General features: G+C 59.6%; 11 protein-coding genes. 7 read left to right on the forward strand and 4 right to left on the reverse strand.

Annotated features, from left to right (window positions below; genetic code table 11):
• The first annotated feature begins 13 nt into the window (after positions 1–13).
• The 5 genes from ACXYMP_RS05245 to ACXYMP_RS05265 all read left to right on the forward strand — a co-directional run bounded on the left by ACXYMP_RS05245 (position 14) and on the right by ACXYMP_RS05265 (position 6,487).
• The gene (locus ACXYMP_RS05245) at positions 14–1,801 is read left to right on the forward strand and encodes a sodium:solute symporter family protein (protein WP_298567840.1); all 1,788 of its coding nucleotides are present in this window, start codon (positions 14–16) and stop codon (positions 1,799–1,801) included.
• Between the two features lie 104 nt (positions 1,802–1,905).
• Positions 1,906–3,741, forward strand: coding sequence for a DUF294 nucleotidyltransferase-like domain-containing protein (locus ACXYMP_RS05250; protein WP_458904762.1), 1,836 nt, complete (start codon positions 1,906–1,908; stop codon positions 3,739–3,741).
• Between the two features lie 39 nt (positions 3,742–3,780).
• Positions 3,781–4,311: a hypothetical protein gene (locus tag ACXYMP_RS05255; RefSeq protein WP_298567837.1), complete on the forward strand. Its 531-nt coding sequence runs from the start codon at positions 3,781–3,783 to the stop codon at positions 4,309–4,311.
• Entirely contained in the window at positions 4,308–5,723 is a 1,416-nt protein-coding gene (locus ACXYMP_RS05260; protein ID WP_298567835.1) for a 3'-5' exonuclease, read from the forward strand. Before ACXYMP_RS05255 ends, ACXYMP_RS05260 begins: the two co-directional genes overlap by 4 nt.
• Positions 5,724–5,800: 77 nt before the next feature.
• Positions 5,801–6,487: a D-lyxose/D-mannose family sugar isomerase gene (locus ACXYMP_RS05265; RefSeq protein WP_458904764.1), complete on the forward strand. Its 687-nt coding sequence runs from the start codon at positions 5,801–5,803 to the stop codon at positions 6,485–6,487.
• Positions 6,488–6,514: 27 nt separating this feature from the next.
• Here ACXYMP_RS05265 and ACXYMP_RS05270 read toward each other — a convergent pair whose 3' ends face one another.
• Both ACXYMP_RS05270 and ACXYMP_RS05275 read right to left on the reverse strand, forming a co-directional pair.
• A complete protein-coding gene (locus tag ACXYMP_RS05270; RefSeq protein WP_298567829.1) occupies positions 6,515–7,288 on the reverse strand; it encodes an amino acid ABC transporter permease in 774 nt (257 codons plus the stop codon).
• Between the two features lie 8 nt (positions 7,289–7,296).
• Positions 7,297–7,998, reverse strand: a complete 702-nt coding sequence (locus ACXYMP_RS05275; RefSeq protein WP_298568816.1) for an amino acid ABC transporter ATP-binding protein — start codon at positions 7,996–7,998, stop codon at positions 7,297–7,299.
• Between the two features lie 155 nt (positions 7,999–8,153).
• Here ACXYMP_RS05275 and ACXYMP_RS05280 point away from each other — a divergent pair, with 155 nt between their 5' ends.
• On the forward strand, positions 8,154–8,927 hold the full coding sequence (locus tag ACXYMP_RS05280) for a transporter substrate-binding domain-containing protein (RefSeq protein ID WP_458904767.1): 774 nt from the start codon (positions 8,154–8,156) through the stop codon (positions 8,925–8,927).
• A 57-nt stretch (positions 8,928–8,984) separates the two neighbouring features.
• Here the strand turns inward: ACXYMP_RS05280 and ACXYMP_RS05285 are convergent, their stop codons facing one another.
• Positions 8,985–10,106, reverse strand: a complete 1,122-nt coding sequence (locus ACXYMP_RS05285) for a THUMP domain-containing class I SAM-dependent RNA methyltransferase (RefSeq protein ID WP_458904769.1) — start codon at positions 10,104–10,106, stop codon at positions 8,985–8,987.
• Between the two features lie 109 nt (positions 10,107–10,215).
• Between ACXYMP_RS05285 and ACXYMP_RS05290 the strand changes: the two genes are divergently transcribed.
• Positions 10,216–11,244: a trans-3-hydroxy-L-proline dehydratase gene (locus ACXYMP_RS05290; protein ID WP_458904771.1), complete on the forward strand. Its 1,029-nt coding sequence runs from the start codon at positions 10,216–10,218 to the stop codon at positions 11,242–11,244.
• A 6-nt stretch (positions 11,245–11,250) separates the two neighbouring features.
• On the opposite strand, the gene ACXYMP_RS05295 is transcribed toward ACXYMP_RS05290, so the two are convergent.
• Positions 11,251–11,814, reverse strand: a complete 564-nt coding sequence (locus tag ACXYMP_RS05295; protein ID WP_298568814.1) for a DUF1285 domain-containing protein — start codon at positions 11,812–11,814, stop codon at positions 11,251–11,253.
• Positions 11,815–11,830: the final 16 nt, after the last annotated feature.

An 11,830-nucleotide genomic window follows, 5' to 3' on the forward strand; every position in this document is an offset into this window, starting at 1 on the left:
GGATTAGGGACAGATGGATCAGTTTACGATCAACCTGCTGTTTGTTGGCGCGAGCTTCGCGCTTTACATCGGCATCGCAATCTGGGCCCGTGCGGGCTCGACTTCGGAATTCTACGCCGCTGGGCGTGGCGTTCACCCCGTCACCAACGGGATGGCAACGGCCGCTGACTGGATGTCGGCAGCCTCGTTCATCTCGATGGCGGGTCTTATCGCCTTTACCGGCTATGACAACAGCACATTCCTGATGGGCTGGACTGGCGGCTATGTGCTGCTGGCCTTGTTGCTCGCGCCCTATCTGCGCAAGTTCGGTAAATACACCGTGTCGGAATTTATCGGTGACCGCTTCTACAGCCCCACGGCACGTATTGTGGCCGTAATCTGCCTGATCGTGGCCTCGACCACATACGTGATTGGTCAGATGACGGGTGTTGGTGTTGCGTTCGGCCGCTTCCTTGAAGTGTCCAACACAACGGGTTTGCTAATCGGCGCCTGTGTGGTGTTCGCCTACGCTGTGTTCGGCGGCATGAAAGGTGTGACCTATACGCAAGTGGCACAATATGTCGTGCTGATCATGGCCTACACCATTCCGGCCATCTTCATCTCGTTGCAGCTGACCGGCAACCCGATCCCGGCCCTTGGCCTGTTCGGTGACCATGCTGCATCCGGCGAGCCGCTTTTGGCGAAACTGGACGCGATTGTCCGTGAACTTGGCTTTGCTGAATACACGGCCCACCATGCGGACACGTTCAACATGGTGCTGTTCACCTTGTCGCTGATGATCGGTACGGCTGGTTTGCCGCACGTGATCATGCGCTTCTTCACCGTGCCTAAAGTGTCGGACGCTCGTTGGTCGGCTGGTTGGGCTCTGGTGTTCATCGCGCTGCTGTATCTGACAGCCCCTGCTGTTGGTGCCATGGCACGTCTGAACATCTCGGAAATGATGTGGCCGAATGGTGGCATCGAAGGTGGCGCTGTGACGGTCGAGCAGATCGAAAACGACGAGCGTTACGACTGGATGGCCACGTGGCAGAAAACCGGCCTTCTGGGCTGGGAAGACAAAAACGGCGACGGTGCGATCCAGTACTATAACGACAAGAACGAAGACCTTCAGGCCATCGCTGCTGAAAAGGGTTGGACCGGAAACGAGCTGACCAACTTCAACCGCGACATCCTGGTTCTTGCCAACCCCGAGATCGCCAACCTTCCCGGTTGGGTGATTGGCCTGGTTGCCGCAGGTGGTCTTGCCGCCGCGCTGTCAACGGCCGCTGGTCTGCTTCTGGCCATCTCGTCCGCTGTGTCGCACGATCTGATCAAAGGTTCGTTTAATCCGGGCATCTCGGAAAAAGGCGAACTTCTGTCAGCGCGTATTGCCATGGCGGTTGCGATTGTTGTTGCAACCTATCTGGGTCTGAACCCTCCGGGCTTCGCAGCGCAAACCGTGGCACTTGCCTTCGGTCTGGCAGCCGCGTCGATCTTCCCGGCGCTGATGATGGGCATCTTCTCGACCAAGATCAACAACACCGGCGCCGTCGCTGGCATGTTGGCAGGTCTGATCGTGACGCTGGTCTACATCTTCCTGCACAAGGGCTGGTTCTTCATCCCTGACACGAACAGCTTCACGGATGCCAACCCGCTTCTGGGAACGGTCAAGTCGACGTCGTTCGGTGCAATCGGTGCCGCGATCAACTTCGCAGTGGCCTATGTTGTGTCGGGCATGACCAAACCGACACCCGAGCACATCCGCGAACTGGTGGAAAGCGTGCGCGTTCCGCGTGGCGCCGGTGCGGCTCAGAACAAGTAAAAGGATTGGGCGGGTGGTCCTTGCGACGCCCCGCCCCCTTTCATTCCTGTCCCGTCCGGTGCAAACCGGGCGGGACTTTTACTTGCATATAAAGGCGCACCAATATGCCGCTTACCCAAGACCAGATCCTTCGCTTTCTGTCTTCCGTTCACCCCTATGATGCATTGCCGCAAGATGCGCGTCAGGCACTTGTCCCGGAAATCCAAGGCCGTGCTGTCAGTGCTGGCGAACAAATCTATGGTCTGGGCGAAACACTTGCCGGGATATTCATCATCTACGAAGGCGCGGTCGAAGTCACCGACGAGCACGGCGAGGTCGTCAGCCAATTGGGGCTGCGCAACAGCTTCGGTGAACGCGGGCTGCTGCGCAACGGCGTGGCGATCACCTCGGCACGTGCCGAAACGGATGCAAAGCTTCTGATCCTGCCCGCCAAGTCGTTCCATGCGTTGATGAAGGCGCATGACCCCGTGCGCCTGTTTTTTGACCGGACCCGCGGTGGCAAGCCATCAAAGCAGAACCGTCAGGAGCTTGCCACGACGCAGGTCGACACATTCATGGCGTCAAATCCTGTGACCTGCGCCCCCGACGCAACGGTTCAGGCCGCAGCGATTCTGATGCGCGACAACCGCGTGTCATCGCTTTGCGTCACCGAGGGCGGCACACTGACCGGCATCCTGACCACCCGCGACATGTCCGGCAAAGTGCTGGCCGAAGCGCTTCCGATTGATGCGCCCGTCTCGCGGATCATGACGCAAAACCCAATTACCCTGGCCCCAAGCGCCATCGGCTCTGATGTGTTGCACGTGATGATGGAACGACGCATCGGTCACGTCCCGATCGTCGAAGGGGGCAAGCTGGTGGGCATCGTCAGCCAGACCGATCTGACGCGCTTTCAGGCCGTCAGCTCGGCCGAATTGGTGCGTGAGATCGCGCAAGCGAACTCGGCTGAGGATATGCGCAAAGTCACGGCCCGCATTCCGCAACTTTTGGTGCAGCTTGTGGCCGGAGGCAGCCCGCATCAGGTGGTCACGCGTCTGATCACCGACATAGCAGACACCGCCACACGTCGCCTTGTCGCGCTGGCCGAGGCCAAGCTTGGTCCGGCGCCTGCCCCCTACCTTTGGTTGGCTTGTGGCAGTCAGGGACGTCAGGAACAAACTGGCGTGTCCGATCAGGACAACTGCATGATCCTGTCCGATGACGTGACCGATGCTGACCGCGAAGGCTATTTTGCGGCGCTGGCCAAGTTTGTTTGCGATGGGCTTGATGTTTGTGGGTATATCTATTGCCCCGGCGACATGATGGCGACGAACCCGCGTTGGTGTCAGCCGGTGTCCAAATGGCGCAGCTATTTCGCGGGCTGGATTGCCAAGCCCGTCCCCGAGGCGCAGATGCTGGCGTCTGTCATGTTCGACCTGCGCCCGATCGCAGGCGACGCGTCGCTGTTTGCCGACCTTCAGTCCGAAACCCTGACACTGGCTGCGCGCAACTCGATCTTCGTGGCGCATATGGTGTCCAACAGCCTGAAGCACACACCGCCGCTGGGGCTGTTGCGCGGCTTTGCGACGATCCGGTCTGGCGAACACAAAAACCAGTTGGACCTAAAACATAACGGTGTTGTTCCGGTGGTCGATCTTGGGCGCGTCTATGCCTTGCAGGGCGAACTGACCGAAGTGAACACCCGCGCCCGACTGGTGGCCGCTATGCAGGCCGGGGCGCTTAGCCAATCAGGTGGACAGGACTTGTTGGATGCCTATGACCTGATCGCGGAAACCCGTCTGGAACATCAGGCCGCGCGCGTGAAAGCCGGGCAGGCACCCAACAATTTCCTGCCCCCGTCTGGGTTGTCGGAATTTGAACGCAGCCACCTGCGCGATGCGTTTGTCGTGGTGAAATCCATGCAAAGCGCCATCGGGCATGGACGCGGTATGCTGGGCTGAACACCGCGAAACACGCGGTAAAAATGGGAAGGAGAACCAATGTTTTTCGAAATGGTTGCGACACTGGTTGCCGGGGTTGCAGGTGCCGGCGTTGCGTTGATCCTGAACAAACTGACGGCGGGGCGCCTGCCAAAATGGGTCACGCCGCTCGGCGCAGCTTTCGCGATGATCGCGACGACAGTGGCCAATGAATATGCCTGGTTTGGGCGCACCGCCGACAATCTGCCCGAAGGACTCGTGGTGGTGATCGAGATTGAGAACCAGTCGCTCTATCGGCCCTGGACCTATGTGGTCCCGTTTGTCGAACGCTTCGTTGCGGTCGACCAGCCATCGCTGCGGACGCATGCCCAAAAGCCTGCCCTCAGAATGATCGACACAATCTTCATGGGGCGTTGGTCCGCGCCGGAAAAGATGGTCGTTCTGGCAGATTGTGCGGCGGGGCGGCGCGCGCCGCTGATTGACGCGGTCGCGTTCGATGCCTCGGGCGAGGTATCCGGCGTTGACTGGGTTAAGGTCGGCGACGATGATCCCTTACTGACTGCCATCTGCAATGTGGAGGCCCCCTCATGAAAGCCCTGACAACCCTTCCCCTTCGTTTGCGCATTTTCCTGTTCTTTGCCTTTCTTGCGGTGACCGGCGTTGCCTTGGTCGTCGGGGCCTTGGTTCTTGGCCATCAGAAATCTGTAACCACCGATCTATCCTCGGGGTTCGTGTTGGCCGGTGTTTTGGCAGGCTTTGGCCTGTTGGCTTTGACCGCGGGTGTCTGGTTCTTGTTCGATGAAAACGTGGCCCGCCCGATTGACCGGCTTGCTTCGGGGTTGCGGTCGCGGGCGCATGCAGGGGCTGGCGGTGTTGACCAGCATGCGGCGCGTTATCTGGGCGACCTTGCACCTGCAGCCGAAGCCGTATCGGAGCAGTTGATGCAATCGACCATGGATCAGGCCAGCATCGTCGCTGCTGAAACCTCGCGGTTGTCGGCGGACAAAGCTCGGCTGACGGCACTTTTGTCAGAAATTCCCGTGGCCATGGTGCTGGTCAACCCCTCCCACCAGATCGTGCTGTATGACACCCAAGCCGCAGGCGTCCTGTCGCAAGTGTGTCCCGCGCGCCTGAATGCCTCGATCTTTGATTATTTCCAGAAAGAGGCGTTTATCGCGGCCCACAAGAAGATGATTTCGACAGGATTGGAGCATCGGTTTACGGACTTGCCCGCCACCAATGGGCTTGAGTTTGACGGCCGCCTCAAACCTCTGGCCCCCGGCGAAGGCTACCTTCTGATGATCGACGAGGCGCATGCGAATTTCGCGCCAGACGAAAGCCGCCCTGTGGTGTTCGACTTCGATTTGATGGAGGGGCAGGCCACAGACAACCTGATGGACATGCAGCTGAACGACCTGACCTATGTGGTTTTTGACACCGAAACCACCGGCCTGTTGCCACATAAGGACGAGATTGTGCAGATCGGTGCGGTGCGCGTTGTGAAGGGCAAGATTGTGCCCGGCGAAGCCATCAACCAACTTGTCGATCCCGAAATGCCGATCCCGGCGGCATCGACAAAGGTGCATGGGGTCAGTGATGCGATGGTGGCTGGCAAGCCGACGATCGTTCAAGCGGGGCGGCACCTCAATGATTTCGCCCGCGGCGCGGTGCTTGTCGCCCATAACGCCCCGTTCGACATGGCCTTTCTGCGCCGCCATGCAGAGGCTTGCGGCGTCACTTGGACCCATCCGATCCTTGACACGGTCTTGTTATCGGCCGTGCTTTTTGGCACGACCGAGGTGCACACGCTGGATGCGCTGTGTGAGCGCCTTGGCGTGGTGATCCCGGCCGAATTGCGGCACACCGCGATGGGCGACGCACACGCAACCGCGGAAGTGCTGTGCAAGATGCTGGCCATGCTGCACAGCAAGGGCATCGCGACCCTTGCCGAAGCGATAGCCGAGGCGAAAAAGCATCGCCGCCTGCTGGAAGACCTGAACTGATCAGAATGGATTTCCATTGATCCGGGCGCGCCAGCGTTCTAGCCCTGTGTCTGCAGAGGACGACAGGAGTGCTGCTTATGAAACGGTCTTGGATCAACGCGATCATGGGTGACGCGCGGGAACTGATCGCCCGGCATGGCTTCGTTCTGCCACCCTTTGCCAACTGGACTCCTGAAGACTTCACCACCCGCAAAGATGCCGCCCGGCATGTGATCGACGCGCGCTGTGGTTGGGATATTACCGACTATGGCGCGGGTGACTTCGACCGGATGGGACTGTTCCTGTTCACCTTGCGCAATGGTCGGTTGACTGACCTGAAGACTGGTCGGGGCATGTGCTATGCGGAAAAACTGCTGATCTCGCGGCAGGACCAGCTGTCGCCCATGCACACCCATCTGCTGAAGGCCGAGGATATCATCAACCGGGGCGGTGCCACGTTGGTGGTCGAGCTCTTCGGCTCGGATGATCAGGGCGGGTTTGCTGAGGATCAAGGCGGAACGGTCATGTGCGACGGTGTGCACCGGGCGTTCGCCCCCGGCGAAAAGCTGCGCCTACAACCCGGTGAAAGCGTCACCCTGATGCCCGGCGACTGGCATGCGTTTTGGGGCGAAGGCGGCGATGTTCTGATCGGCGAGGTTTCGACCGTTAACGACGATGAAACAGACAATATATTCCGCGACCCCATCGGGCGGTTCGCGCAGGTAGATGAAGACGTGCCACCGACGCATCTACTGGTCAGTGACTACGCAACCAACCTGCAATAGTGCCGCGCCCACCGTCTGGCAGGCTGTCTAGCGGCTTTCATTCGCGCCCATCTTGCGCTCCAACCAGCGCACGCCCGCCGAGATGATCAGGACCAGCACCAGATATTCGAGGATCAGCAGCGTATAGATCTCCAGCGGGCGGTATTCGGTGACGACAAGCTCGTTGGCGCGGCGGGTCAATTCTTCCATCCCGATGACGGACGCAAAGGCGGACATCTTCACGATATAGATGAACTGGTTGGCCAATGGCGGCAGGATGCGCCGCACCGCTTGCGGCAGAATGACATAGCGCATCGCCTGCGCACGGCTTAACCCGATGGTCTGCGCGGCCTCGGCCTGTCCCCGCGGGACGGCTTGAATGCCAGACCGGAAAATCTCGGCCGTGAACGCGCTATCGGACAGGGCCAGCGTGATGACAGCTCCCCAAAACGGGTCGATGTTCAGGCTGATGCCCATAGAGCGCAACACGACCGGCAGTCCGTAAAACACCCAAAACAGCATTGGTAAAAGCGGGATCGCGCGGATGAACTCGACATAAATCCGGTTGGGCAGGCGCAGCCAGCGGCTTTGTGCAAAGGCGGGCAGGGCGACCAACAATCCAATGATGATGGACGCGACTGCCGCCAGAACCGAAATCTGGATGGTCGAGCTAAACCCCCTGAGCAGGAATTTCACATTGGTCCAGCCCGACGGATTGCTCGGATCGACAACATACCACCCCCACGTGCCCGGCGGGGCTGAACAGGCCGCCAATGCGCTCAGGGATACGATAGCGAGGATCAGGCGGGGACGGATGATCATTGCACGCCTCAATGCTTCAGGATCTTGTCAAGAAACTGCGCAAAGCGGGCAGATTTCGGCGCGGTAAAGGCGATCTCGGGGGGCTCAATCTCGACGATCTCGCCGTTGTCCATGAAGGCGACACGATCGGCCACGCGACGCGCGAACCCCATTTCATGGGTGACGCAGATCATTGTCATGCCATCGCGAGCCAGATCCTCCATCACCTCTAACACTTCGGCAATCATCTCCGGGTCCAGCGCGGATGTGGGTTCGTCAAACAACATGAGTTTTGGCTCCATGCACAGGGACCGGGCGATGGCGACGCGCTGTTGTTGCCCGCCGGACAATTGACCGGGGCGTTTGTCGGCCTGTTCGGGGATGCGCACGCGCTCTAGGTAAGCCATGGCGCGGTCGCGGGCTTCCGGTTTTGGCATCCCCAGTGCGCGCATCGGACCCAGCGTCAGATTGTCCAGAACGCTTAGGTGTGGAAAAAGGTTAAACTGCTGAAAAACCATGCCAATATCGCCGCGACCTTGGGCATCAACCGGTTGGTCATATACCCGGATCGTGCCTTTCTGGTGTGTCTCAAGCCCCGCCAGAAGGCGGACAATTGTGGACTTTCCCGACCCGGACGGACCGCAGATCACCAGCTTTTCGCCGTGATCCACGGTCAGCGAAATATCCCGTAGCACTTGGAAATCGTCATACCATTTGCTGACCGCATCCATCGTGATCGCGTGCTTGCTGTGCTCGGTGTTCGTCACTTGTTCTATCGCCTGCGATCCGTTCAACTGATTGTGAGCGGCAAGGCCAAGTGCCGCTTTGATCCGTATGGTATATGAACTTGCTAAGAAATTTATAACCACCAAAAGGACACCGCGCGATGAACTTTCTGCGAACTCTGGGGGCCGGGTTGCTGGCAATGACGATGCTGGCTGGCGGGGCACAGGCCCAATCCGCTCTGAACGATATTCTTTCGGGCGGCGTCCTGAAGGTGGGCACGACGGGCGATTGGAACCCGATGACGATGAAAGACCCAGCGACCGACAGCTATCGTGGGTATGACATCGACGTCATGACCGAGCTGGCCAAAGACCTTGAGGTCGAGCTGGAATTCGTCCCCACCGATTGGAAAACGCTGGTGAACGGGATCGTGGCGGGGAAATATCACATGACCGGTTCTGCCTCGATCTCGCCGTCGCGGATGAAAGTTGCGGGGTATTCCGAGCCTTACATTTCAGTGCAAATCCTGCCCTTCACCACTGAAGACAAGGTTGCGAGGTTTGATGGCTGGGAGACGGTCAACAAACCTGATGTGAAGGTTGCGACCACGCTTGGCACCTCGTTTGAAAAGATGGTGCGCGACTGGTTCCCGGAAGCAGATATCAAAGTGGTCGAAGCGCCCGCGCGCGGCTATCAGGAGGTTCTGGCCGGACGCGCCGATGTGTTCATCACGTCGAACATCGAAGGTGCCACACTGACCGAGAAATTTCCCCAAGTGACTGCTGTGCCGGTCGAAGCCCCGCGTGAACCGACCCCGATTGCGATGATCCTACCGCAGAGCGATCAGGTGTGGATCAACTATGTAAACAGCTGGGTAAAAGTGAAGAAAGAACAAGGGTTCTTCGCAGAAACTGCCGCGAAATGGGGTCTGTGACACAAGTCGCATGAGAGACGAAAGGCCGGGCGTTCTGTCCGGCCTTTTCGATTGCCATCACGGCAGCTTGGCCGTTTGATACAGTTTCACTTTGGTGCCGCCGTGATCGACCGGCGGGCCGGGGGGCAGGAAGGGCAGACCGGTCGCCTTGGCTAACCCACCGTCGCTTGTGATGATCCCAACCCGCCAGCCCGAAAACCTTTCCAGCAGGGCCTTTCCCAGCGATCCGTAAAGCGCAAACAGCAGTTTTTTGTTGCCGATCCGCCCACCATAAGGCGGGTTCACGATAACAAGGCCGGGGGATGTATCCGGCCGTTGCAGATCGCTGATCGACCCTTCGGTGAATTGGGTTAAGGCGACAATCCCAGCGGCTTCGGCGTTCTGCCGACTGTTGGCAATCGCGCCTGCATTTCGGTCTGACCCGAAGAAGCGGGGTGTGTCGGCCTTAACCTCAACTTGCGCTGCTGCTTTCATCTTGGCGAAAGCGTCGGCATCAAAACTCGCCAAATTCTCAAACGCAAACGAACGCGCGCGGCCGGGCAACAGGCCCACGGACGTTTCGGCTGCTTCGATCAAGAACGTGCCCGATCCGCACATCGGGTCCAGCACGGGGTCTTGTCCGTCATAGCCTGCGGCCTTCAGGAACAGGGCCGCAAGGGTTTCACGCATCGGCGCTTTGCCGGTCGCGGTCTTATAGCCGCGCTTGTGCAGGCTTTCGCCCGAGCTATCCAGACTGATCGTCACCAGATTGTCGTCAATCCGCACCTTCAAAACCAGCGCGGCCTCTTTCGAGATTGTCGCGCCCAATTCCTCGGAAATAGCCTTTTCGACCCGCTGGGCGGCCGCCTTGTGGTGATAGATTTTCGACCGCTTGCACACGGCTTCGACCCGCACTGGCATGTCCGCCCGCAGAAAATCCCCCCACGGAAACTTGCGCGCCCGTTTATCAAGTTGCGCCAGATGAAACGCCCGAAAGCTGCCCAGTCGAACCAACACACGGGTTGCGCCGCGCAGGGTCAGGTTGGCGCGCCAGACCTCGTCCCAGCCGCCTTGCGTGGTGACGCCGCCGGGGCTGGCCGTTGGGGTTGCAAAACCTGCGGCGCGGGCTTCCTCGGCCAACACGGGTTCCAGACCCGGTGGGGCGACAAGGAAGATTTCAAATGTGTCTGTGGTGCTCATGCCTGCTCTCTAGCCCATCGGCGTCAGCGGGGCGAGGCGAATTCTTCTTGTGCCGGGGCATCGTGGCAAGGACAGTGGTGGGGCTGAACATCCGCGAGGGGCCAAGAAAATGCGCAGTTCCAAGACCATTCACGTGATTTCCTGCCATGCAGAAGGCGAGGTGGGCGATGTGATCGTCGGTGGTGTCGCGCCGCCGCCCGACGATACGATTTGGGACCAAAGCCGTTTTATCGCAAAGGATCAGACCCTGCGCAATTTCGTCCTGAACGAACCGCGCGGCGGCGTCTTTCGCCATGTGAACCTGCTGGTGCCCCCAAAACACTCCGCCGCCGATGCGGCGTTCATCATCATGGAGCCTGAGGACACGCCCCCCATGTCCGGGTCCAACTCGATCTGCGTGGCAACGGTGCTTCTGGACAGCGGCATCATCCCGATGACCGAGCCGGTGACGGAACTGGTGCTTGAAGCGCCGGGTGGGCTGGTGCGCGTTCGCGCAGACTGTAAAGACGGCAAGGCACACCGCATCACTGTCGAGAATGTTGCAAGCTTCGCAGACCGTCTGTCCGTGCCGCTTGAGGTCGAGGGCGTGGGCAGTCTAACCGTCGACACGGCATATGGCGGCGACAGTTTTGTCATTGTCGACGCGGCTGCTTTGGGCTTTGGCATTTGCGAGGATGAAGCCGCCGACATTGCGCGGCTGGGCGTGCGGATCACCAATGCGGCAAATGAACAGCTTGGCTTTACGCATCCGGAAAACCCGGATTGGGACCATATCTCGTTTTGCTTGTTTGCCGGGGCGCTCAGCCGTGAAAAGGATCACCTTACAGCCCGCGCCGCCGTTGCCATTCAGCCGGGAAAAGTAGACCGATCACCGACTGGCACCGCCCTGTCTGCGCGCATGGCGGTGTTGGCCGCGCAGGGCGAAATGGGCGTTGGAGACAAGCTTGTCGCGACCTCGATCATCGGGTCCACCTTCACCGGACAGATTGTGCGGGACGCCAAAGTTGGGGGCCGCGCCGCAATCGTGCCGTCCATTTCGGGTCGTGGCTGGATCACCGGCGTTCACCAGCACATGCTGGACCCGTCCGACCCCTGGCCCGAAGGCTATCGCCTGAAAGACACATGGGGGGCGTCTTGATGCCTGTCAGACGTCCAGATCAACGGAGGGGATGATCGGGAAGAACGTGCCGCCCGACCACAGCCCGAACCAACTTTCGCCGTCCTGATCTTCATGCGCGCCAAGGTCGATCAGTCGGTAAAAGCTCTTGCGATCAATCAGCGCCTCAAGGTTCGTGCGCACCAGCACATAAGGCGAAGGCTCGCCAGTGTCCGGGTCACGCACAACGCGAATAGGGGCGTCCGGGCCCGCGCTGGTTTCGTCGCCCACATTGGTCGTGAAGGTCAGCACCTGATCGCGGCCCGTGCCAGATGGCTCAAAGTCGATGGCGACGAAGGGCGCGTCATCGACGGTGATGCCGACTTTCTCGACCGGGGTCACAAGGAAATAGTCGTCGCCGTCCTTGCGAATGATGGATGAAAACAGCTTCACAAGCTCATGCCGCCCAATAGGCGTGCCAAGGTAAAACCACGTCCCGTCCCGCGCGATCCGCATGTCCAGGTCACCGCAAAAATCAGGGTTCCAAAGATGGACCGGCGGCGGGCCTTTCTTGCCCGCTTTACGCGCGGCTGCGGCCAGCGTTTCGGTCATGTTTCCGCCGACGGCA

It is taken from the genome of Aliiroseovarius sp. CAU 1755 (assembly GCF_054482655.1).